Origin of the sequence: Paenibacillus durus ATCC 35681, from assembly GCF_000993825.1 — a bacterium.
Classification (GTDB): domain Bacteria; phylum Bacillota; class Bacilli; order Paenibacillales; family Paenibacillaceae; genus Paenibacillus_AQ; species Paenibacillus_AQ durus_B.
Genome location: NZ_CP011114.1, coordinates 2,197,160 through 2,220,410, shown reverse-complemented (window position 1 = coordinate 2,220,410; position 23,251 = coordinate 2,197,160). Strand labels below are relative to the sequence as shown.

General features: G+C 45.6%; 24 protein-coding genes and 1 pseudogene. 18 read left to right on the top strand and 7 right to left on the bottom strand.

Annotation, left to right across the window (positions count from 1 at the left end; translation table 11 throughout):
• The first annotated feature begins 11 nt into the window (after positions 1 to 11).
• The 3 genes and pseudogenes from VK70_RS10145 to VK70_RS29510 form a co-directional block, all read left to right on the top strand.
• Positions 12 to 626, top strand: a complete 615-nt coding sequence (locus VK70_RS10145; protein ID WP_025698881.1) for a DarT ssDNA thymidine ADP-ribosyltransferase family protein — start codon at positions 12 to 14, stop codon at positions 624 to 626.
• Positions 627 to 637: 11 nt separating this feature from the next.
• Positions 638 to 1,357, top strand: a complete 720-nt coding sequence (locus tag VK70_RS10140) for a DarT1-associated NADAR antitoxin family protein (protein WP_025698883.1) — start codon at positions 638 to 640, stop codon at positions 1,355 to 1,357.
• A 176-nt stretch (positions 1,358 to 1,533) separates the two neighbouring features.
• A pseudogene (locus VK70_RS29510) lies at positions 1,534 to 1,639 on the top strand (DUF255 domain-containing protein); the annotation flags it as partial.
• A gap of 42 nt (positions 1,640 to 1,681) precedes the next feature.
• On the opposite strand, the gene VK70_RS10135 reads toward VK70_RS29510, so the two are convergent.
• The 4 genes from VK70_RS10135 to VK70_RS10120 all read right to left on the bottom strand — a co-directional run bounded on the left by VK70_RS10135 (position 1,682) and on the right by VK70_RS10120 (position 5,295).
• Positions 1,682 to 2,602 (bottom strand): DMT family transporter, encoded by a 921-nt coding sequence (locus VK70_RS10135; RefSeq protein WP_025698885.1) that lies wholly within the window; start codon positions 2,600 to 2,602, stop codon positions 1,682 to 1,684.
• A complete protein-coding gene (locus VK70_RS10130) occupies positions 2,602 to 3,453 on the bottom strand; it encodes an AraC family transcriptional regulator (RefSeq protein WP_025698887.1) in 852 nt (283 codons plus the stop codon). Before VK70_RS10130 ends, VK70_RS10135 begins: the two co-directional genes overlap by 1 nt.
• Positions 3,454 to 3,535: 82 nt before the next feature.
• The gene (locus VK70_RS10125; protein ID WP_025698888.1) at positions 3,536 to 4,582 is read right to left on the bottom strand and encodes a sensor histidine kinase; all 1,047 of its coding nucleotides are present in this window, start codon (positions 4,580 to 4,582) and stop codon (positions 3,536 to 3,538) included.
• Positions 4,579 to 5,295, bottom strand: coding sequence for a response regulator transcription factor (locus VK70_RS10120; protein WP_025698890.1), 717 nt, complete (start codon positions 5,293 to 5,295; stop codon positions 4,579 to 4,581). Before VK70_RS10120 ends, VK70_RS10125 begins: the two co-directional genes overlap by 4 nt.
• Before the next feature lie 241 nt (positions 5,296 to 5,536).
• On the opposite strand from VK70_RS10120, the gene VK70_RS10115 reads away from it, so the two are divergent.
• The gene (locus tag VK70_RS10115) at positions 5,537 to 7,393 is read left to right on the top strand and encodes a serine hydrolase domain-containing protein (protein WP_158454061.1); all 1,857 of its coding nucleotides are present in this window, start codon (positions 5,537 to 5,539) and stop codon (positions 7,391 to 7,393) included.
• Positions 7,394 to 7,524: 131 nt separating this feature from the next.
• Here VK70_RS10115 and VK70_RS10110 read toward each other — a convergent pair whose 3' ends face one another.
• On the bottom strand, positions 7,525 to 8,115 hold the full coding sequence (locus VK70_RS10110) for a TetR/AcrR family transcriptional regulator (RefSeq protein WP_046723235.1): 591 nt from the start codon (positions 8,113 to 8,115) through the stop codon (positions 7,525 to 7,527).
• A 138-nt stretch (positions 8,116 to 8,253) separates the two neighbouring features.
• On the bottom strand, positions 8,254 to 9,432 hold the full coding sequence (locus tag VK70_RS10105; protein WP_046723234.1) for a YhgE/Pip domain-containing protein: 1,179 nt from the start codon (positions 9,430 to 9,432) through the stop codon (positions 8,254 to 8,256).
• Positions 9,433 to 9,651: 219 nt separating this feature from the next.
• Here VK70_RS10105 and VK70_RS10100 point away from each other — a divergent pair, with 219 nt between their 5' ends.
• The 5 genes from VK70_RS10100 to VK70_RS10080 all read left to right on the top strand — a co-directional run bounded on the left by VK70_RS10100 (position 9,652) and on the right by VK70_RS10080 (position 13,534).
• Positions 9,652 to 10,833, top strand: a complete 1,182-nt coding sequence (locus tag VK70_RS10100) for an alpha/beta hydrolase family protein (RefSeq protein ID WP_025697665.1) — start codon at positions 9,652 to 9,654, stop codon at positions 10,831 to 10,833.
• Positions 10,834 to 10,836: 3 nt separating this feature from the next.
• On the top strand, positions 10,837 to 11,262 hold the full coding sequence (locus VK70_RS10095) for a MarR family winged helix-turn-helix transcriptional regulator (protein ID WP_025697667.1): 426 nt from the start codon (positions 10,837 to 10,839) through the stop codon (positions 11,260 to 11,262).
• A gap of 165 nt (positions 11,263 to 11,427) precedes the next feature.
• Positions 11,428 to 11,868 (top strand): MarR family winged helix-turn-helix transcriptional regulator, encoded by a 441-nt coding sequence (locus VK70_RS10090; protein ID WP_025697668.1) that lies wholly within the window; start codon positions 11,428 to 11,430, stop codon positions 11,866 to 11,868.
• A gap of 146 nt (positions 11,869 to 12,014) precedes the next feature.
• Positions 12,015 to 12,890, top strand: coding sequence for a (Fe-S)-binding protein (locus VK70_RS10085; protein ID WP_036641701.1), 876 nt, complete (start codon positions 12,015 to 12,017; stop codon positions 12,888 to 12,890).
• A gap of 350 nt (positions 12,891 to 13,240) precedes the next feature.
• Positions 13,241 to 13,534, top strand: a complete 294-nt coding sequence (locus VK70_RS10080) for a DUF6809 family protein (RefSeq protein WP_025697673.1) — start codon at positions 13,241 to 13,243, stop codon at positions 13,532 to 13,534.
• 168 nt (positions 13,535 to 13,702) lie between these two features.
• Here VK70_RS10080 and VK70_RS28280 read toward each other — a convergent pair whose 3' ends face one another.
• Entirely contained in the window at positions 13,703 to 13,849 is a 147-nt protein-coding gene (locus VK70_RS28280) for a hypothetical protein (RefSeq protein ID WP_155986948.1), read from the bottom strand.
• 96 nt (positions 13,850 to 13,945) lie between these two features.
• Here VK70_RS28280 and VK70_RS29505 point away from each other — a divergent pair, with 96 nt between their 5' ends.
• The 9 genes from VK70_RS29505 (at position 13,946) to VK70_RS10040 (ending at position 23,127) form a co-directional block, all read left to right on the top strand.
• On the top strand, positions 13,946 to 14,242 hold the full coding sequence (locus VK70_RS29505) for a zinc-binding dehydrogenase (protein WP_081754952.1): 297 nt from the start codon (positions 13,946 to 13,948) through the stop codon (positions 14,240 to 14,242).
• Positions 14,243 to 14,347: 105 nt separating this feature from the next.
• Positions 14,348 to 14,836, top strand: a complete 489-nt coding sequence (locus tag VK70_RS10075; RefSeq protein WP_025697675.1) for a MarR family winged helix-turn-helix transcriptional regulator — start codon at positions 14,348 to 14,350, stop codon at positions 14,834 to 14,836.
• Positions 14,811 to 15,737, top strand: coding sequence for an alpha/beta hydrolase (locus VK70_RS10070; protein ID WP_025697677.1), 927 nt, complete (start codon positions 14,811 to 14,813; stop codon positions 15,735 to 15,737). Before VK70_RS10075 ends, VK70_RS10070 begins: the two co-directional genes overlap by 26 nt.
• 30 nt (positions 15,738 to 15,767) lie before the next feature.
• Positions 15,768 to 16,757 (top strand): amidohydrolase family protein, encoded by a 990-nt coding sequence (locus VK70_RS10065; protein WP_025697678.1) that lies wholly within the window; start codon positions 15,768 to 15,770, stop codon positions 16,755 to 16,757.
• A gap of 152 nt (positions 16,758 to 16,909) precedes the next feature.
• A complete protein-coding gene (locus VK70_RS10060) occupies positions 16,910 to 17,461 on the top strand; it encodes a polymer-forming cytoskeletal protein (protein WP_036641694.1) in 552 nt (183 codons plus the stop codon).
• Between the two features lie 396 nt (positions 17,462 to 17,857).
• Positions 17,858 to 19,366, top strand: a complete 1,509-nt coding sequence (locus VK70_RS10055; protein WP_025697680.1) for a nitrogenase component 1 — start codon at positions 17,858 to 17,860, stop codon at positions 19,364 to 19,366.
• A complete protein-coding gene (locus VK70_RS10050; RefSeq protein ID WP_201778753.1) occupies positions 19,335 to 20,663 on the top strand; it encodes a nitrogenase component 1 in 1,329 nt (442 codons plus the stop codon). The genes VK70_RS10055 and VK70_RS10050 overlap by 32 nt, the downstream gene beginning before the upstream one ends.
• A gap of 121 nt (positions 20,664 to 20,784) precedes the next feature.
• The gene (locus VK70_RS10045) at positions 20,785 to 21,429 is read left to right on the top strand and encodes a flavodoxin family protein (RefSeq protein ID WP_025697684.1); all 645 of its coding nucleotides are present in this window, start codon (positions 20,785 to 20,787) and stop codon (positions 21,427 to 21,429) included.
• 123 nt (positions 21,430 to 21,552) lie between these two features.
• Positions 21,553 to 23,127 (top strand): multicopper oxidase family protein, encoded by a 1,575-nt coding sequence (locus VK70_RS10040; protein WP_025697686.1) that lies wholly within the window; start codon positions 21,553 to 21,555, stop codon positions 23,125 to 23,127.
• Positions 23,128 to 23,251: the final 124 nt, after the last annotated feature.

Genomic DNA, 23,251 nt, shown 5'->3' with positions numbered 1-23,251 from the left:
GGTGGAAAGTAATGCGGAAAATTGTTGAAGAAAGAAAAATTGATATGCTTATTCATTTTACACAAGCCGATAATTTGGAAAGCATCTTACGCCATGGTATTATTCCAATATCAGAACATAAGCACAAGGGAATAAAGGCTATGAAAAACGATAGTTATAGACTTGATTTTTGTGAAAATGCTACAAGCATTTCGATTGACTTTCCTAACTATAAACTATTTTACAAGTTTAGAATGAAAGATACTTCTATTAATTGGGTTATTTTAGCCTTAGAACCTAGTATTCTCTGGGAAAAACAATGTATATTTTGTCCTGATAATGCTGCAAACTCCAATGTATCACTTCGGACTATTCAAGAGAGAATGGGAAGAGAGGCAATGCTTCAAATGTTTGCTGAGCATCCAAATAAGCCATCAAGAAGTGTGCTTGGCATTCCAGATGCATGCCCAACTAATCCACAAGCCGAAGTCTTGGTAAATGGGACAATAGAAACAAAATATATCGGAGGAGTAGCTTTTCAAAACAAAACAACTCTTGATAGATTTACTGAAGTTATACCCTCAAATATACCAACTGCTATAGTTGAAGGCTTTTTTGATGCAAGAAAAGATTTTAATTATTGGTAAAAGGAGATAAAATGGCGAATAGACCTATTTTTATGGCAAGTAATTCAGATGGTTTTGTAGAGAGTATTGACCTAGCTTTTGACTGGTATCCAGGTTTTTCGATTAAACAAAAACAAAAATCAGTTAACTCTCTTCATGAAAATTTTAAGAAAAAATATGAAAAAAAGAGAATACTGGAGATTTCAAGCAAGTCACCAACAGAACTAGGGGTTTCCTTAAGTGCATTCAATCTTATGATCCATACTAAAAACAATAAGATATTTAGTGTTGAGACGGCTTTTCAATCAAGTAAAGTTTTTGAAAATGGGGGCCCTTATTTAGATCTTCTTGCTGCCACATCTAGAGAAGCGAAAAAAGATCAAAGATTAAAAACAAGTGGACGCCTTATTTGTTTTCAATACTTCAATCGGAAATGGCCACTTGAACCTAAAACTTTATTTTATGATTGGCTTTATATTAATGCTCTAGCTCTTAATCATGAACTAAGTAATCAATTATTGGAATATGATTCATTTTCAGATATTGAATTTAATCCTGAAAAGTCAATCAATTGTCAAGCGAAATCTGCAGCTCTATATGTTTCATTACATAATTTAAATCTTCTTGAGAAGGCTCTTTCTTCGACAGAGGATTATCTTGATATATTTTCTGACGAAGATATAAAACAGATAATTGTTCAAAACAATGAAGAAAACCCGGAGCAACTGAGTCTGTTTGATTTCGATAAATAAAAATATATAAATCTAAAGGTAACTTATTGAAGTTACCTTTTTAATTTCCCTGAGTCTTTCCCACTACTTTGGGTAATTAAGCAATACTTTAGCCAAATCCAACCGAAACGAGGTGATACCTCATGACAATTTAAAAAGCACCCAATAGATTAGCCAAGGAAAAATCACCTTACTTATTGCAACACGCACACAATCCGGTAAAATTGGTTCCCTTGGTCAGAAGAAGCGTTTGAGATCGCCCAGCGCGACAACAATTCCGTCTTCCTATCTATTGGGTATAGCTAGTTGTTGATTCACACGCACCTGTCATTGATGTCCAGTCATCTAACTCTGTTCGCAGCTCATTTTTCCTTTTCTAATTCTGTTCGGTTTCCGCTCTGAAATATACGAACCGGTTAGGGTCAGGAAGGTTCCTGCCAGGGTTGCCCAGGTGATCTGTTCATGAAGAATAAGGGCGGAGGCCGCCACTGAAATTACAGGCACGATATAAATGTACACACTTGTTTTGACCGCTCCCAGAATTCCCACCGCCCGGTTCCAGGTCACAAAACATAATGCGGAGGCACCAAGGCCCAAGTACAGCAGGTTTGTAAGATTTTCTATTTTATGGAATCGATCCGGGCCAAGATTAATTTGATTAAAAAATAACACAGGCAGCATAAACAGCAGTCCATAAAAGAACACTTTGCGGGTGGAACCGATGTTATGATGGTTTAGCCCGCTAATTTTTCGCATTAGGACAGAATAAACTGCCCATACCGCAGGGGCCAAGAATGCCAATAGATCTCCGATCGGGTTCAGCTGCAAGAGAAAATTCCCGTTAAGCCCGATCAGTACAATGCCTGTCAGCGCAAGCGAGAATCCGACCATAAATGAAGCGTTTAATTTTTCGCCCTCCAAGAAGAAGTGAGCCAACACCGCCGTGAAAAAGGGAGCAATCGACACAATCACGCCCACGTGGGAGGCAAGAGTATAAATAAGGGCAATATTTTCAATTAAAAAGTATAATGTGACCCCGCAAAGGCCTGCCGAGATAAACAGCAATTCTTCCTTAAAATCCTTAGTTCGGATTGGGCGAGAATAGACAAGAAGCAGAACAAAGTACCCAATCAGAAAGCGGAAAAATAGGATTTCAACGGGAGTGAAGTCAATGAGCAGTATTTTTGTGGAGATAAAGGTGGTTCCCCAGATTAAAATCGTGACCAGTGCCAACAGGTGTCCGGTAGTGTTCTTATGCTGATCCATCATGCCGTGATATCCGCAGATCGTTTCGATCCCGTTTCATGAAGAAATATACGCGCATATTGCTTGGGGGTTAAGCCAATCAGTTTTTTAAAGAAATTTGTAAAATGGCTCTGATCGCTAAACCCGGTCTGAAAGGCCACATCGATCGGCGGTATTCCTTGTTCCAACAGCCTTTTCGCATGGTTAATCCGAATGGTTGCCAGATAGCTGTACGGTGAGATTCCTTTTTGTCTCGTAAATGAACGCAGCAAGTGATATTTGCTTAATCCTGTCAATGCACTTAAATCATTCAGCGTAATGCTTTGCGCAAAATGTGATTCTATGTATTCGCATATCCTTTTGATTTCAAAGGCGGGTTCCTGAGAGGGAGCGGGAGCACTTACGTCTGAATATTCCCTCAGCAGCTGCTCCAGGAGCAGCAGAAACAATTCTTCTTTTTGAAAATCGGGCTGGCCCTCTAAAATCATCAGATGCAGATCATGCAGGACTATTGCCAGTTCACTGCGGAAGAGAACAGTTGGTGTGAAACAAGGCAAATACTCCGTTCCTGTAATCTCCAGCACATATTGGCGCATGACATCCGGCTGAATGTTAATGCAGCGATAGTCAAGCGTATTTCCATCGATCGGTTCACAGGCGTGGGGATCATGCGGGTTGAAGATGAGCACGTCGCCGCCGCCAATCATGTACTCCTCATTTTTACACAGCAGATGCCGCTTTCCTTGTTCAATGAAACCAATGACATAATAGTCATGAAAATGGTTGGGAAACTTCTGCATAATTCCTTCAAAACGATACGCTTCAACCTTTAAGTCCGCATCGAAGCTTACCGTTCGAACTTCACGAGTCATCGACTGCACCTTCTTCATTCGTTTAATGTGCTGACATTATAATATGGAAACAAAGAAATTTCTTGAATAATGTTGCTGGCATTTAGCGGTTTTTGCACAAGGTTAAAATAAAAGTCTTTTGTCCGGGAGTGTTGTTAAGTTCCAGCTTTCCTCCGTGCAGCTCCGCGGCTTTTTTGGCAATCGCAAGTCCCAGACCGGTTCCGCCATCGCTCCTCCGGGCAGCATCGCCGCGAACAAAAGGATCGAAAATGACGTCTTTCAACTCATTGGGAATGTCGTTTCCATTGTCTGAAATATAGAGCGCTGCCGTGTCTCTCGTCTCCTTGAGGGAGAGCTTCACTTTGGTCTGTGGAGGGTTGTGCAGCATCGCGTTAGCTACGAGATTGGAAATTGCGCGCCGCATGATCTTCGAATCAAAGGGTATGATTACTTCGGCCGAAGGAACGTCAACCTCCAGCTTTATTTTTTTGTCCTCGAACTGATCATAATACTCGGCGGAAATCTCCCGGATCAGCTCGGCCAAGTCCGCCGGAGTGAGGGAGAGGGGGTAGTCCGGACTGTCCAGCTTCGACAAACTGAAAATATCCTCGATCAGCTCCGTGACAAACGTCGCCTTATTATAGATGAGGTGCAAATATTTATCCCGCTGAGTATCATTTTCGGCATAACCGAGCTCTAGAGCCTTGGCATAACCCTGTATCGTCGTAATGGGCGTTTTCAAATCGTGGGAGATATCGACAAGCATCCGCTGTCTGCCGGTTTCCAGTCGCCGGTTATTCTCTTGGGCTTGAGCCAAATTTGCAGCCATGTCGTTGAGATGTTGCTGGATCAGTGAAAATTCATACCCAGCTTCAAATTCCAGCCGCTGCTGGTATCTGCCTTCCTTCATATGCTGAATGGCTTGAGCAATTTTCTCAAGCGGTTTCGTAATCCGATTCGCTGTCCACAGGCTGTATGCCCACACATTAAGTCCGAACAACAATATAAACAAGAGAAGCCAGTCAAGAGTAATCTCAATATTGGTCGGCTCTATAAAAATGAACAGGAAAAACCCATTCACAATGCCCATCGTTAAAGCGAAAATAATATAAGACTTGAGCAACGTGTAGAAAAGCCGGGTTTTTTTCACAAAAAATCATCCTCTTTAGCAAATTTATATCCGATGCCCCGGATTGTGCGAATATAAACGGGATTACGGGGCTCATCCTCCAATTTCTCGCGCAGACGGGAAATGTGCACCATAACCGTGTTGGCATCTTCATGGTAGAAATCGCTCCACACATGCTCGAATAATTGCTTCTTGGTGAAGATCCGCCCGGGCGATTCCATGAAGGTTTGAAGCAGCTTGTACTCAATCGCAGTCAGTTGGATTTCGTTCCCATTTTTATAAATGGCATAATTACGATGATCTAGCGTCAGGTTGCCAATCCGGGTCTGCTCCAAAACTTCATCCGGCGCGCTAGGAAGTTCGTTAAACTCATAGGTTCTGCGTAGTACCGCCTGAATCCGGGCGACGACCTCCAGAGGATTGAATGGTTTGGAAATAAAATCATCCGCGCCAAGCCCAAGCCCCAAAATTTTATCGCTGTCCTGGTTTTTGGCCGATAACAGTATAATGGGCAGCTTATATTCGGCCCGAAGCCGTTTCAGCAGTTCCACTCCGTCAAGCTTAGGCATCATAATATCCAGGACCGCGAGATCTATATTGTGCTGACGGATCATTCTCCATGCCTCATGCCCATCATGAGCTTCAAGAATTTCTAAACCTTCCTTCTCTAAAAATAATCTCAGCAGATCGACAATCTCAGGTTCATCATCTACAAGCAGTACCGTTCTGTTCACAAGCACTTCTCCTTCATCAAGGTGGATACAATAATTTGCGCAGTCTTGTATAGTACACTTTCTCAACTCCTGCTTCGGAATCCTTCTTCTTAAGTTTAATTTAAGATTGGTGATAATAGCGTGAAAGATTGGTCTCTTATACTGAAATGGAGCAAGACCGGTTTAGACCGGCAGTTAATCTATTTGGAAGGGACTGTGAAATCCATTTATGAAGACAAGAGGTAAAAGAATAGTTTGGAGCATGATGGTCATATTTAGCATGATCGCTGCATTCTGCCCGCCGGCAATGGCTGGGTCTGTTACCGAAGGAGGAATTACCGCTTCACAAGTCAGGCAGAAAGTGGACCTTATTGTTAAGGAAAATATGGAACGTCTGCATATCCCAGGTTCTGTGGTAGTGGTGACTTCCGGAGAACAGATTCTGTTCAGCAAAGGGTATGGGCTGGCGGATATTCAGCGGAACACGGCCATGGACCCAGCTAAGACGATCGTCCGAATCGGGTCCATTACCAAGTCGGTTACCGCTGCCGCAGCAATGCAAATGGTGGAGCGGGGGAAGCTTGAACTGAAGAAGGATGTAAATGAATATTTAACCGATTTTCAAATTCCGGAATTTCGGCAACAGGCAATTACGGTCCATCATTTGTTGACCCATACAGCCGGACTGGATGAAGCGGTTTACGGGGTGAACAGCCGATCTCCGGAAGGAGCGAACTCTACAGGAAAATATTTGAAAAATTATTTTCGAACTCAACCGCCCGTGAGGCCGCCGGGAACGCAATACGACTATAGCAATGCCGGTGTGGGACTGGTTGGTTACCTAGTTGAGCAGCTTAGCGGGATGACGTTAGACGATTATATGCGCCAAGAAGTGTTCAGTCCGCTGGAGATGCCAAGCGCTCAATTGCACGTACAGGAGCAACATGCGGAAATGTCCAAATCCTATCGTTATTCGAGTGGAAAGTTCGAGCAACTGCCTTATACCTATTTAAAGCTTCCCGGAGCTGGAGATTTAAGTGTTGTGCCCAATGAGTTTGCCCATTTTATGATGATGCTTCTTAATGAGGGACAGTATCAGGGTCGCTCCATTCTAAATCCGGAAACCGTTCAGGAAATGGAGCAGAAGCAATTTGCAGAGCATCCTCTTGTAGACGGTTTGGGGTATGGTTTGTACAGAGGCAAGCTGGATAATGGAATTTTCAATTTGTCTCATACGGGAGTGGTTGAAGGTTTTTCAGCCGAGATGACGCTCATTCCGTCCCATAAAATCGGAGTTTTTGTAGTGAGCAACGCAGCCGAGGGCGATTTCCAGCTCCATGATGAGGTTGTCAAGGCGATTGGAAATATGCTTCCGGGCAAAGCTATTAAACAAGAGAGAGGGGAAGCGAGTTCCATAGATTTGCGGCAGTATGCAGGGGAATACCTGTTTGCCAAAGCTCCACAGCACGGTTGGGGAAAATGGCTCTGGATGCTGGGAAGAACCTTTACCGTTCAAGCAGCCGGAGAGAATCTGGTTATCACAGGTGTATTCCCGGACGGCAACGGCATAACAAAGAGCAAAACCTATATTCCCATCGCCGAAAATTTATTTCAGCAAAAGGACGGCAAGGAAAGGATATGGCTCCATACTTCGGAGGAAGGCGAGAAATTGACTGTGGTCGGCGAAATTACGATGAATAAAGTGACTTCGTTTTGGGTTAAACCTGCTATAGGGTTCAGTATGTATTTAGGGACAGCAATTTTTTGGCTTTTGATTTTGTTCATAGAGATTGTACGATATGGTATTTCATTATTCAAAATGAAGTGGAGACCAAAATCCGGGTCTATTCTCCTTATGTCAGCTTTGTTTGTGGTGTTTGTGGCCATCCATCTGCTCTACAGCACTTCGGCCATCACTTATGGCTATCCTGCGTGGTATGCTTGGGGAATTTGCTCGTTGCCGATTGCGGCGGCAGCAGTCAGTATTTATGTTCTCATTAAAAATGCGTTTTCCGCCGTTCAAGCCAATCTCGGTTCCATCAGCAGATGCTGCGTTGCATTAATCGGTCTGGGCTTTACGTTGTTCTTGTTCCACTGGGATCTGCTGTCCATCCATTGAAGAATTCTTTTAGGCGAGATTCCGGAATCGCCTCGGGTTCGGTCCCGGCAGTTCCGGGACTCGTTCCCTTTAAGCGGCGCTTTAATTGCGTCACAACCTGAAGGTGGGTAATCGGCTGGCGCAGGCTACACTTATTCCTCATAACCAATCGCCTGAAATATAAACTGGGTCAAATCCTCCAGTAATAAATCCGGGTTTTCTTCGCTATTGTCGAGAAGCTGGTTGAAAAAAAACGTTTTGTTGTGAAACAGGATGCTGCCAAGTACGCTGATGAACGTGTGGTCAAGCGACCGGAAGCGAAACACGCCCTGATCCCGGCCCAGCTTCAGCCAATCCCGGAGTAATGTCCAAATCGGCAGCGTCAACTGCTGGATATAGTCCATTCGAGGGGACTGCAAGACGATCTCCTGCTGCAGCAGGCTGATCATTTCCGGCTCACGTCGCCAGTAAGCGGTGATCTCCCGTATCATTAGTTTGAGACCGGAGACCGCATCTATCCGTGACAGTTCATCCCCATTTAATATATCCTGCGAAAAATATTCCTTGAACAGAGCCTCGAACACCTTGTCCTTGCCGCCAAAATAATACGAGACGAGCGATACGTTCGCGCCCGCCTCTTCACATATTTGCCGTACAGTCGTTGCGTTGAAGCCTTGCTGCGCGAACAGCTTCTTTGCGGCCTGTAAAATGCGCAGCTTAACGTCATTTTCTTCTGAGCCCATGCTTTACCATTTCCCCTTTGTTTCTTCGTTCTCTGGAATTTCATTCCAGAACGAGCCATCCCTTGTATGCTCTTATTATAAGCGGGGCAAGCGGGAGTTTTCCAGTAAGGTCAGAGGCAAGTGCCGGATTGATCAGCTTTATGATTCGGGTACTGTGTTGGAGCGAGTCTGACCTGCGGGCTCAGCGGCCGCATTAGACGCTAGGTCCCTGCGCAGAGCGGTTGTCCCGATCATTACGAACGCCATCACGGCCGCAATGATGAGCAGCGCTGCCGCATCGCCTCCGATCCCGGGGCCGCCGAACAGCAGATTCATTAAGCCTTCGATCGCGTAAGTAGCCGGGAGTGCGCTGCCGAGATTGAAGTAAAAGCCGGACAGCATCTCACGCGGCATCATCGCGCCGGAGGACACGAGCTGTACAGACAGCAGTGCAGTGTTGATCAGCATGCCGGCTGTACCGAGCAGCATAATAAGCGTCTGCGTGACGATCATGAATGTGAGCACGAACAATGTCTGGTAGCCCCACAAGGCGAAAAATCCCTGTTCGACCTGTCCGCCGAGCAGCATAACGAGGGACGTTCCAACCAGTGAAACGATGATGGCCGCTGGAATCGTAATGGCGATGCGGGCGCCGAGCCGCTGCCAGCGTCCCGTACGGGCGGAGATTGCCGTCATTGATACCTCCAGGTTCTGGGCCATAATCATTGCACCGACAAATGAGGCGGTCACCATCATCATCGGCGCCATCTGATTGTTCGTCCCATTAACGATATTCACCGACTGAATATCGGATACGACCCGCTCGGATAGTTGGCCCGACATGGCTGCGGCTTGCTCCGTCGGCATTCCCTGAGACAGCACGGCCTTAGCGCCAGCTGTGAGTGCCTGCTTATTCGCGGCTGCCGTCACTTGCGAGGCGATGGAGGTCATGATGCTCTTGATCATCGCAGGATTGGATTCGTTCACGACATACTGAATGGATGCCTTAGTGTCCCGTCCTGCCACAAGCGAGGTAAAGTCGGCGGGTATATGCACAATCATCTGAATGTCGCGATCGTCCAGCCGCTCCCGCGCGGACGCCATATCCGCTGCTGTCTCCACATGGACGGGCAGCCCCGCCGACAACTGCTTCGCAATAACGGCCCCGCTTTGCGCATCCTCATTTACGACCGCGATGCTCAGCTCGTTGACCCGGTCCGACATGCCCTCATAACCTGTCATCCAGATGATGGAGAAGAGCAACTGAAAGAGCAGCGCAACAGCAATGCCGATTATCGTCGTCTTCGTTTTCAGTAATTCCCTAACTGTGTTCATCATGCATTCCACTCCTTTAAAACAATTGATTTAAACATTTGTTTTAATTATTTGTTTGAATTATAAAACATGGACTCCTTACTGTCAATCTAATACGAAGAAGCTGCGACCCATTCACAGACAAAGGCGATTCCACATTTGACAGAAAATATATAGCACGCTATATTATTTTTAGATAGCATGCTATATATTTTAAATCATCCTATGAGGAGGAGATTGGTTATGGGAATTTTCTTTGAAGACAAAGCTTTTGAGTTTGAAACGATTCGGAGTTTGAACTATTATAATTATCAAGGTGCAGAGATTGGAGAGGTACAAGTCGTTGCAAGTAATATTACTGAAGGAGACTTTGGGAGCTGGTACAAAGAATGGTATGCAATGGCGGAGAAAGTCAGAGAATTGGCTAATCAGTCATTAAGAGGAAATCACGTGGTAAGTGCTAAAGAAGCTTTTCTTAGAGCGAGCAATTATTATCGTACAGCCGAGTTCTTTTTGAGAAATGACGAGCCGATCCGGTTGGAATGCTATAGAAAAAGTGTAGAAACGTTTAGACAAGCAACACAGCTCATGAGTGAAAATTGTGCGCAAATCGATATTCCTTTTGAAGAGGGGTATCTAAGCAGCTATTTATTTACAGTCGATAAAGATGCACCAACCCTTATCTTTATTGGCGGATATGACTCCACCGTTGAAGAACTGTACTTCGCTGGCGGCGCCGCTGCAATGAAGAGAGGATTCAATGTTTTGATTTTTGATGGTCCCGGTCAAGGAGAGGCTTTGCGAATTCAAAAAACGATTGCCAGATATGATTTTGAGAAACCGGTAAGTGCTGCTCTTGATTATTTAGAAGACCATACGGAAATAGACACCAATAAATTTGTGGCTTTATTAGGCATGAGTTTAGGCGGTTATTATGCGGCCAGAGCTGCTGCGTTTGAAAAAAGAATAGATGCCTGCATCCTTTTTGATGTATTTACCGATGTGTGGGAATCGATTACTCAAAAAAATCCGCTAATTGAAAAGATAGAATCCAACCCTGCCGCTATAACATTTGATACCTCCAAGCTGGATGCGAATACGCGCTGGCTGATTCAAAATGGACTATGGGTCTTCGGAGGCAAAGAATTATCGGAAATGCCGGATAAAGTAAAAAAATTCACAGTTAAAGGTATTGCGGGCCTTATTGATTGCCCAACTCTATTGTTGGTGGGAACACATGATCATTTTGCTTCAGTCCATCAGTTAACTTATTTGCAAGAAAATTTGGCAGGCCCATATGATGTTCATATCTTTGATACTTCATTAGGTGCGCAAGAGCATTGTCAGGAAGGAAATCACTCCTATGCACATCAAGTCATTTTTGATTGGACAGAGGAACAACTACTCAAATATAAGGATGCATAATGGATGAACTTATTTAAAAGTCATGGTTTTTTGCTAAATAGACTCGCACATATTGGTTCGAACCAGTTGGAGAAAGAGCTATTGAGTAAATTTGATATTACGTTAAGCCAGTGGGCGGTTTTGTCCATCGTGTGGGAAGAAGAAGGGATTGCATTATCGAGGATTCAAGAGGTATTGGATGTAAAGGTCTCAACAGCATCCGGAGTCTTAAAAAGGATGGAGAAAAAAGGCTTAATCCTGCGAAGTCAGAATAAAGACGACAAACGGGAAATTCAATTATTTCTAACGGAAAAGTCAAAAAAGTTGGAGAAAGAAGTTATACAAACGGTTAAAGACTTCAACAAAAGGCTATTGGCTGACTTTACACCGGAGGAAAAAGCACTGTTTACGAGCTTCATTAAACGTGGCTTCCATAACTTAAAGAAATGATGATTCCCCGTATATTAGGTCAGCCAGAGACTACTGGTTGGCCTTTTTGCTGTCCGCTTTACGGCGGGTGCCTATGCGGTGTGTGAGAAAGCGCACGGACAATAACCATGAAATTTGGAATAGTGTAGATACACGATGAGGCAAAAGGAGAGCTATTCGACTATCATGAACAACACGTCATCAGAGAACAAAGCATCATCAGTCTGCAACTGCATCAATTTACGCCGGGCCTCGCTGGCTATTACGGAGCTGTATGACCGGTATCTTGCACCAAGCGGGCTGAATAATAGTCAATTTTCACTACTGCGGCACATTGACCGGATGGGACCGGCAAGTGTCAGCGATGTAGCGCTGAAGATGCGGCTCGACCGGACAACACTTGTGCGCAATCTGAAAGCACTGGAGCAACGAGGATATGTTCAGGATACGGCAGCCAAGGGAAGCAGGAACCGCCAATTGACTTTGACGGAGAGCGGGAAAGCGGTACATGCGGCTGCGGGACAGCTATGGGAAGATGCGCAAAACTTTGTGGAGCAATCGCTGGGTAAAGAGGATTTGGCAGTGCTAACGGCTCTGTTATCCAAAGTGGAGAGTCTTGTGCCATGAAGCGCTCAGGTGGTTTGTAAGGCGCTGCCTGTTTAAAGTGATTTGTATTTTCTTTTAGATCTTAATGCGCTCTATTCGTGTATATACACGAAAATAAATGGAACTGATGCTTTAGCTAGATATGCTGGGGAGGAGAGAACATGGAAATGAACACGAAAGAGGCAGAAGGACGTATCAAGCAATTAATCGTGGAGGAATTAAAGTCTTATGTGCGTGAGAACAAGGGGAACTTTTCCGAAGAACTGCAGGCCCCTTACTACGAGGAGCCGATAATTCAATTCGCATCAGCGGATGATCCCTTGTTTGAGGAATATAAGACGCTTATTGGTCCTGACCATGCTACGCCACGGGAAGTCTTTGAGCGGTCATATGGCCCCGGCAGCTATGAAGGAGGCTCGGTGATCAGCGTGGTGCTGCCCATCAGCGAAGTCATTCGCCGCGCCAATCGGGCGCAGAAGGACGGGCCTTCGCGGGAGTGGGCCCTGCTCCGGACATTCGGGGATGAGTATTTTGTGAATGCGATTCGCGGACATTTACCGGCTTATTTAAGCAGCCTTGGCTACCGGGCGGTCGCCCCGCTGGATACCGAGTGGTACAGCATTCAGGGCACGGCTTCGGGGCCGGTGTCCAATTGGTCGGAACGCCATGTTGCTTACGCCGCGGGCCTAGGCACCTTCAGCATAAATGACGGCTTCATCTCAGAAAAGGGGATTGCGATCCGCTTATTCTCCGTTGTGACCGACCTCAAGGTAACCCCGGATACCAGAACAGCAGCAAGCCATGCGGGGAATTGCCTGCTCCACAGCAAAGGGATTTGCGGCGTCTGCATCACCCGCTGCCCGGTGCAGGCCATCAGCAAAGAGGGGCATGACAAAATCGCCTGCATGAAATTTGTGTATGGGCAAGCCTCCCGGGACTTTGCGGAGGCAAACGGCGGGGATGCCAAATCGGGAGCCGGATGCGGTCTGTGCCAGACCAAGGTGCCTTGTGAGAGCAGAAATCCGATGCGGACTGCGCGGTGACATACTATATTGTCAAGACTGGTCAAAATGGAATCCCAGAAAGAAGTGGCCTACTCGACCGATGCCGACGATGTTGTGGGGTAACGGTAATTGTAAGAAGCAACTCCGTTCAATACGGGGTTGTTTTTTTGGTGCGCCTCACAGTCGCATCATCTAGGTGGTTCAAATCCACCCGGTAACTTTACCCTTTAAAGTGCCGTAGCTGAAGCAGACATCCGGCAACCAGAGGCTGTGTTCCGTTATATCCTGGCATAACGAGAGATACGAAGCTTCTAGCGATTTTATCGCTAAATTTCAATGCTTTATGGTCTGATGATGTATCATTAAGTATCCAAGTATGGAGGGAGACCATGAGCAATATATTAGAAGGCTTGTTTTACGGGAATTTACGTCCTGACGAATGCATCCATCCGAATAATCCGGAATATCTTTTGCTGACCCGCAAAATTTCCAGCGCAATGGAGGCATATAAAAAACAACTCTCAACAGATGAATTCGATTCCCTAGAAAAATTGGTTGATTTATTGGGCGAATCCACCTCGATCTATTCCGCTGCCTCTTTTGTCCACGGGTTTCGGATGGGCGCATTAATGATGGTTGAAGTGTATGGCGGAGGCGAAGATTTTGTTCAGAGAAAAACATAGGGAAGTGCTGGTGAAGCCGGAGCTCGAATGGCCCCGCGCCGTTAGACTAAGAAGTGGATACGGAGAAATATGATTGATAAAAGCCAATAAAGACCCGCAGAAGCGAGTCTTTTTGGCTTTTTACTGTGTCTTCAAACGATTGATTTCCAGCTCAGCATGGCTAACGTATCACTTGGTTGCTCGGAGGCTAACTAAATCTAGCTTTTCACTTAAATTTCTGACGCTTTGCTTGATGTCGCTTATATCATCCTTGATAGGTTTAAGTTTCGAATCCAAAACAGTTTCAAGCATTTTTACAATTTGCTCTGCTTCCATGGCCGAACCACTCCTTTTATAGCATTATAACAATTATGAGCCCGTATACCCCTACCGATTTTTGCATTCTCCGCTCCAATTTTACTTAGATTATCGATGTTATCCAAACAAGTCAATCTCGGCGCTGCGAGTGGGCGGTCAGGTCAGCATGGTAGGCGGTCTTTCGGGCTTTCAAGTGGAAGGATTCGAAATCATTCCCGCAATTCTAAGGAAAGCGCGCCTGCAAGCCATCAACGTCGGGAGCGCGATATGTTTGAAACGATGAACCGTGCAATCGAACACAATGGGCTTCGCCCAGTCGTTGACCGTATGTTTCCATTCGAACGCGCTGTCGAAGCGCTGCAATACTTGGCGGAGGGTTCGTATTTTGGAAAGATTTGCATTAAATTTTAACATCGATATTTGAGATTTCCGCCTGACGCAGCTTGTAAATTAGTTGACACGATCAACTTTAAGGATTATTGTATAGTTGATCCAGTCAACTACGGAGGTGTATAAATGGACCTTTTAACTTTAGCGAAATACGTTGGAATATTTAACAGGCAAACTCAGGCGTATATTACGACTGCTTTTAGCAGCATGGATATCAGTTTCTCAGAATGCATCTTTCTGATGAATCTATATGACAACGAAGGAATCAACCAGGAAGAGCTGTCATCCCTGTTGTTTATTGATAAAGCGGCAACCGCCAGGTCAATAAAATCACTCGAACAAAAGGGATTTATAACGCGTGAGATGATGAAGGATGACAGAAGAGCCAAAAAACTATTCTTAACCAACAAAGCAAGAGAAAATAAAGCTGATTTCTACTTGCTTTTGGAGAAGTGGAAGGACCACACCACCAAGGGGATGGATGAAGAAACTAAAGATGTGGTTTTTAAAGGGCTTCAGGCGATGGCAGAAAAGTCTGCAAGCGCAAATCTTATAGAATTATCAGAATATACGAAAGAAGGTAATGAGGATGCCATTAAATCCCAAACTGAATAAATTACTTGAAACCGACTTCGAGAAAATATATGCTCTGCCGCTTGATCAACAAAGAGAATGGTATGCAAGAAGCTGGGATGATTGTAAAGAGAGCATTGTGGAAGTCGGCTCCGTAAACGATCTCATCGTAAAAACATCCGTAAGGGATACCCTGATTAGAGTCTATCATCCCAAAGGAAATGGTCCTCATCCTGCTTTTATTTGGATTCATGGCGGCGGGTTTGTGTTTGGAAATATTGAAGTGTATGACTCTGTCTGCCGCAGGATCGTAAACAATGCAAACTGTACGGTAATATCCATAGAATACGGATTATCACCGGAACACAAGTTTCCCCTGCCTGTAGAAGAATGCTACGAGACTGTAAAATGGGTATCTGACCATGCTGAAGAGCTGAATATTTTGGCCGATAAAATCGCCATTGGAGGCGACAGCGTAGGTGGAACTCTTTCCGCTGTAATTAGTCAGCTTTCCAGGGATAAAGGGGAATTCAAGATTATTTATCAAGTTATCATTAACGCAATGTTAGATTTGCTGGGCGAAACCAAACCCAAATCCCAGGTGGAAAACGCTGAAGGTTACAGGATTACAACCAAAGGCATCGAATGGTTTGTCCGCCAGTATTTGAACGAGTTAAGCGAGGCGAACAATCCATTGGCTTCGCCATTGCTGGCAGAAAATTTCGGAGAGCTTCCAGCCGCGTGCATCATTACCTCAGAATACGATCCGTTAAGAGATGAAGGCGAATTGTATGCGCAGCGTTTGTCTGCGGCCGGGGTCAACGTATATCTGAAGAGGTACGATGGAGTCATACACGGTTTTTTTAACATGCAGCAATTATTGGAAGAAGCACGAGATGCTCTGGCTTTGGTATGTACAAAATTAAGAGAAGCTTTTAATTAAGTATCCTATAAGTCTGAAGGAGCTGTAGTAATGTCCAATATTGTGAACCCGGATGCACGGAAGATTGATCTTCATGCGCATTACTTGCCCCAAGCGTACAAGAAGGCATTGCTGAATTGCGGTGAGAACAATCCCGACGGATTTCCAACACCCGCATGGAGTCCGGAAATGCATTTGGAGGCCATGGATCATTTGGGCATTACTACTTCCATGCTTTCCTTATCATCGCCCCATATTAATTTTGGAGACAAGAATGCCGCTAAAGCCTTGGCCCGGATAGCCAACGAAGACGGTGCGGAACTTGTGAGGAAATATCCGGGGAAGTTTGGCTTGTTTGCCTCTTTGCCATTGCCTGATATTGAGCACAGTATTGCAGAAATTCAATACGCAACGGATGTTTTGAATGTGGATGGTTTCACGTTGCCTACCAATACACTGGGAGTGTATCTGGGAAATTCATGCCTGGATGCGATATTTGAGGAGTTAAACAGGCATAAATCCGTTGTCACTCTTCATCCCAATAAACCTAGTCGTGTCCCAGAGCATGTTGTGGAAGGCTTGCCTATTCCCATGATGGAATTTTTCTTCGATACAACTCGCACTGTCATCAACATGATATTAACAGGAACTCTGAATCGTTTCTCCGATATTAAATTCATCATCCCCCATGCAGGAGCGTTTCTGCCGGTACTTGCAGATAGGATCGCACCTGCTCTTCAAATGATGCCTTCATCATTTGATGAACGTATTGGAACAGACGTAGTGGATATCTATGCTGCTTTGCAAGGACTGTACTTTGACCTGGCCGGAGCTTGCCTGCCCAGGCAACTGGCTAACCTGATGCCAATCGTTGGAATAGACCATTTAGTGTATGGCAGTGACTACCCATATACACCTGATTTCGCCTGCATGGCTTTAGCAGATGCCTTGGACATCACAGAAATGCTAACGGAAGAACAGCACCGGCTCATTTATTGTGAAAATGCGCTGCGTTTATTTCCGAGATTAACGACTGGATAGCGAGCGGTTTCTGACGATGAATAATCTGAAGAAAGCCCTAAGTCTGATGGATCTTCTTGGGGAATAAAATGTCGTTTTTTCGTGAAATTTGTCACATTATTTTCTTATTGTTTTAATATATAATATTTTTATAAATACAATTGGGGGGAATTATGGTGAAAATATTTAAAGGTTTGCTAGTTGCAGGAATCGCAGCCGCAGTATTGTCCGGTTGTGGGGGAAACAAGGAAGAAGCAGCGGCTCCATCGGCCAGTCCGGCAGCGGCAGAGCAAACGGATGCTAAAACTACGGCGTCTATCGTAAACGTAGCAGATGCTTTCAACAAGGCGGTTAGCCCGGAAGGAACCTGGATCATTGCCATTCTTAATGATTTGACGATTGGTAATGAAGTGGTTGTAGACGGCGAATTCCATGATAAGGGTGCGGCAGACGGTAATATTTACCGGAAAATCGCCCTTTACGCGCAGGATGCGAATCGCAATGTTACCGCTAATTACACGCTTACTGCACCGAAAGTTACAGTGAAAAGTGAAAATTTAAGAGTTCAAGGCGGAACGATTAAAGGCGACGTTTATGTAGAAGCCAAAGGATTTAACCTTCATGAAACATCAACCGTCGATGGCAACATTTACTTTGCAAGCGAAGATGTGAAAGCATCCGCCAAAATTGATGGTAAAGTAACAGGGAAAACTGAAGTCCAATAATCGCAAAGCTATAATTCAATACCTAGCCTACAGACCAAGCCCGTTATGGGAATTTGGTTTGCAGGCTTTTTTGTTTTCGAAGAGTTTGGTAGGAATGTTGATCCTTGACATATACCCAAATAATGCTATACTAGTAAAAACATTAAGCATATGAGATTACTCGGAATAAACTCGCTGCCTTTTTGATCGCTAGAAAATCCCCCATATCATCACCATTCCCCGGGATAATGCAGCGGGTAAGACAACCCTCATATGATCCGGACTGCTCTCCATGATTTTCGCCAAACCGAATTCCTTATCCGATTTTGCTTGTTACAATACCTGGCAACAGCCAAATAATGGTGTGCGCCTAAGGAGTGAGTTAAACCTAAATAAAGTTAGAAGGAGGTTTTAATAGTGTCAATTAATTTAAATCTCTCACAGGTAACCATCAGGGAAAAAAGACTGAAATCCATCGTAGGGTACCAAGGAACGATCAAAGATTTGGCGGAACAATCACAATCCGGATGTCTGAAAAATGCATCCAGAGGATTCAGCCAGGCTACAAATTGCAACTCGGGCTGTGCACAAGGGTATTTATCTTCGATTACGGACGCGGCTATCGTCAATCATGGGCCGATCGGCTGTGCGGGTGACGTCGCGGGCGCAAACGCGGGGTTTCAATGGGGACAGAGAATCAGAGACTGGAACCAGAGAAACGTTAGAATCATCAATACCAATATGTCGGAGAACGCTGTCGTATTCGGCGGGGACAAGATCCTGAAAGAAGGCATCCTGAAAGCCTATGAAAGATTTAATCCCAAAGCGATCTTTGTGACCACATCCTGCGCTTCCGGCATTATCGGAGACGATATCGAAAGCACGATCAGAAATGTAGAAGCGGAGATTGGCATCCCCGTTGTTCCCGTTTTTTGCGAAGGATTCCGGTCACAGATCTGGGCTTCCGGGTTTGATGCGGCATTCCATGCCATATTGTCGCGAATTGTTAAGCCTGCCGAGAAGAAGCGTCCCGAATTGGTTAATGTCATCAATTTTGCGGGCAGTGGACGGGCTGTCATTACCGAGATTTTCGGGCGTTTGGGGCTGGTGCCTCAGTTCGGAATACCCTACAGCAACATAGAGGAAATCTCCAGATGGTCGGAAGCCGCGGCTACAATCAGTATTTGCGGCACGCTCGGCAGTTATATGGGGAATGGCCTGGAGCAGAATTTTGGCGTCCCTTATGTAACGGCGCTGCAGCCGCACGGAATTTCCGGATTTGACGACTGGCTCACAAAGCTTGGAGAGACAGTGGGTAAGGAGAAAGAAGTGGAAGAGTACCTTGCCGAACAAAAGATTCTTGCTGCGCCTGAATTGGAAGAGATCAAGTTTAAGCTGAAAGGCAAAAAAGTTGTCGTCGGCATGGGGCCGAGCTTCGCGCATAACTATATCCGGCTCTTGGAGGATCTCGGCATGGAAGTGGTATGGGGATTCTCCTGGCATTACGATGCCAAGCATGATCATGGCGGATGCCCATCCTGCACAACCGAGCTGACTAAGAAAGACAAGGATATTCCGGTCAGCGTAAGCGATCAGCAGAATCACGAGGTAATCAATGTGCTGTCCAAGGTCAAGCCTGATATTTTCATCGGAAGACATCCCGGAATGTCTGTCTGGGCTACTAAGATGGGAATTCCCGCTATCATGGTCAGCGATGAATATAGTGCCTTCGGTTATCAGGGAACGATCGAGTTCGGCCATCGCATTATCGATGCATTGACCAACAATAGTCTTGCCGTAAATCTGTCCAAACGAATCAATCTGCCTTATACCGAGTGGTGGCTGGAGCAGGACCCCTTCGAATTCCTTAAACAAAAAAATAAGAGAAAAGAAAGTGAGAACAAGAAAAATGTCGCTGTGCGTTGAGCAAATCAGACATGTGTGCACACTCGGTGCCTTTGAATCGGTACTAGCCATCAAGAGAGCGGTGCCCATCGTTCATGCCGGTCCGGGGTGCGTGGCCAAGCTGTGGACGACACTCGGAAGCCAGAACGGCCATCAGGGTTCGGGTTATGTCGGGGGACATGCGATTCCCTGCACCAATGCCTCGGAAAAAGAAGTGGTGTTTGGCGGCACGGACCGGCTGCGCAAAGTCATCACCAATACCTTTGATGTCATCGACGGCGATTTATTCGTTGTGCTCACGGGCTGTACTTCCGATATTATCGGGGATGATGTGGGCGAGATTACGAGAAAATTCCAGGCCCAGGGCAAACCGATTGTATATGTGGAAACCGGCGGGTTCAAGGGAAGCAATCTGATCGGTCATGAACTGGTTCTGGATGCCATTATCGACCAGTATTTGCAGCCGCAGCAGGTAGAACCGGGACTGGTCAATATCTGGTCGTCTGTGCCTTATCAGAATACCTTCTGGTCGGGTGACATTGAGCAGCTGAACTTGCTCATTTCTTCGCTCGGGCTGAAACCGAATGTGATCTTCGGACCGGATAGCAGCGTTGATGCCGTCAATGACATACCTAAGGCGCAGTTTAACCTGGTTATCTCTCCATGGGTAGGACTCCGGACCGCCGAGCATTTGAAAGATAAATTCGGTACACCATTTCTGCATTATCCCGCGCTTCCGATCGGTCCGACCGAAACCTCCAATTTCCTGAGAACGGTAGGCGAATTCGCCGGGATTGATCCTTCAGTCGTGGAAAATGTCATCCGCAAGCAGGAGGATCGGTATTTCTACTATTTGGAGAGAGCAGCCGACACTTTATTGGAAACTAGACTGCTGCCGAGACGCTTCATTACGGTGGCGGACAGCCTGTATGCGCTGGGAATCGCCAGATTTTTAACCAACGACATGGGATTAATCCCGGAGAAGCAGTTCATCACCGATGATACACCGACAGATTATCAGAGCGATGTTATCGCAGAGTTTGGGAAATTTACAAATGATATCGCTCCTGAAACGGTATTTTCCAATGATGGCGGTTATGTTGAAGAAGAAATCCGAAAATTAAAAATCAGAAGCCGGCCGCTCATTCTAGGCAGCTCTTGGGAACGGGTGGTTGCCAGAGACTTGAACGCCTATCAGTTATCCGTTTCCGCGCCGATCGGAAATGAATTGGTACTCAGCAAATCGTACGTTGGATATAACGGAGCATTACAGTTGATTGAAGATATTTATTCCGTTGTTTTAAATGATTTCATGTGAAAATAAGCTCAATGGTTCGTATAATTGTTCTTAGGAGCAATTTTCGAACCTTTTTTTCGTTCGGGATCGTAGGCTCTGCGGAAAGGAACTGATCCACCATGAACTTAAGGAGTGAGAAAAGATGAAAGTCATTGCTGTCAACGGCAGTCCGAGAACAAACCGCAATACCGCGACACTGCTTCAGGAAGCGCTGCATGGGGCGCAGTCCCGGGGAGCGGAAACGAAGCTGGTGCATTTGTACAGTATGGATTTCAAGGGATGCGCGAGCTGCTTGTCCTGCAAAAGAAAGGACAGCCGGCTGGGCGGACTATGTGCCATGAAGGACGATTTGAAGGAAGTGCTGCAGGAAATTCTGGCATGCGACGTCCTCCTGCTTGGTTCGCCAATCTATTTCGGCAATGTTACCGGGGAAATGCGAAGTTTTCTGGAGCGGCTGCTGTTCCCAAATCTATCCTACAACGAAGGAGAAAGGTCCACTTTTGCGGGCAGGATTAACTCAGGTTTTATCTATACCATGAATGTCACGGAAGAGCGGGCAAGAGAGATGAACTACGAGGCGGTATTCCAGAGTAACCAGAATCTTCTGCACATCCTGGGCGGGGATTCGGAGATTCTGCTCTCCTGCGATACGTATCAATTTGCCGATTATTCCAAGTATGAAGCCTCCAGATTCGATGCTGAGCAGAAGGCTAGGGTGAGAGAGGAGCAGTTTCCCGTCGACTGCAGAAAGGCGTTTGAGCTCGGAGCCCGTTTGGCTGCGGTGTGAGGTGAGCTAGTGTCCTTTCGCTGATCCATCGCATTGATATCCGCTGATCGCTATGTGAAAAAACACCATAATTTGGATAAACACATAAGCTAAGGAGGAATATCAAAGGAAAGGACAGATGACATGGCACTAGCCAAATTTGTTGATCCCTTACCGATTCCTAGAACCTTAACACCGGCCTTAAGGAAGAACGGAATCACGTATTACAAGGTAAGGATGAAGCAATTTACTGCCTCTCTTCATCGTGACTTACCGAAGACGACTTTGTGGGGCTTTGAAAGCCAATTCCCAGGTCCGACCATTAACGTCAGAAAGGGCGAGACCGTAAAGGTCTTATGGGAAAATAAGCTTCCTAAAAAACATATTCTACCGGTCGATACATCTATTCACGGGGCCGGACGGAATGACCCGCAGGTACGCACAGTAGTCCATTTGCATGGAGCAAGGGTTCGGCCGGACAGTGATGGTTATCCGGAGGCTTGGTTTACACGCGGGTTTGCCAAAACAGGACCTGTCTTTAAAAATAAAGTCTATACGTATACAAACAATCAGCGTTCAACGGCTCTTTGGTATCATGATCATGCTATGGGGATTACCAGATTGAATGTCTATGCCGGTTTAGCAGGCTTTTATTTTATTAGGGATAAGGAGGAGGACGCTCTTCCGCTGCCTAAAGGTCCTTATGAAATACCGCTGATGATCGCAGACCGCTCATTCAAACCCGACGGCTTGCTCTTTTATCCGAATCGGCCCGAACGCAGCAGTTTAAAAAATCCGAACGCCCGAATCCCTAAGCCCTCGGTTGTACCTGAATTTTTCGGTGATACGATCCTGGTCAATGGAAAGGTTTGGCCTTTTCTAAATGTGGAACCCAGGAAGTACCGTTTCCGTATTCTAAATGCTTCCAACGCCCGCTTTTATCGTCTAAAGCTCAATTCCGGTCAATCCTTCTTTCAAATCGGCACAGATGGGGGATTACTTGAAAAGCCCGTAAAAGCAAAGCAAATTCTGATAGCACCTTCCGAACGTGTTGATATCATCGTTGATTTTTCAAAAATGGCAGGCAAAAGGATCACGCTGACCAATAATGCTCCGGCTCCCTTCCCTGATGGAAAGCCCGGTAATCTCAACCCAAATACAACAGGAATGATCATGCAGTTTAGGGTTAAATTGTCTCTGAAGGGTAAAGATAATAGCAAAATTCCTGCAACCTTGTCCAGAATTACTAAGTTAACAAGAACAAATGTCAAAAGAGTAAGAAACTTACCTCTTGTTGAGTCATTCGACAACTTCGGACGCTTATTACAACTGTTAACGGGAAGATCATGGGAAGATCCGGTTACGGAGAAGCCTACGGTTGGAACAAAAGAAATTTGGCGGTTGATCAATACGACAGCGGATACTCATCCTATCCATCTGCATCTTGTCCATTTTCAAATTCTGCAGCGTCGTCCGTTTGATGTTAATTTCTTTAATCGAACAGGAAAGATCCGTTATACAGCTCCTCCGATTAAACCGGCCCTCAATGAACGCGGCTTAAAAGATACAGTCCGTGCCAACCCGGGGGAAGTAACTGAGATTATAGCCCGATTCGGTCCTTTTACCGGCCGCTACGTCTGGCATTGTCATATGCTGGAGCATGAAGATCATGATATGATGCGTCCATACATTATACTTCCGAAGAAGAGGAATAAATGAATTTAGAAAAACTCAAAATGACCTCGAAATCCACGGTTAAGTGGAGGACGAGGTCGTTTTTTGAGTACGCCAGACATGATCATCCCGGTGGAGTGCTGCTTACCGCAAAATGCGACTCTCTCGG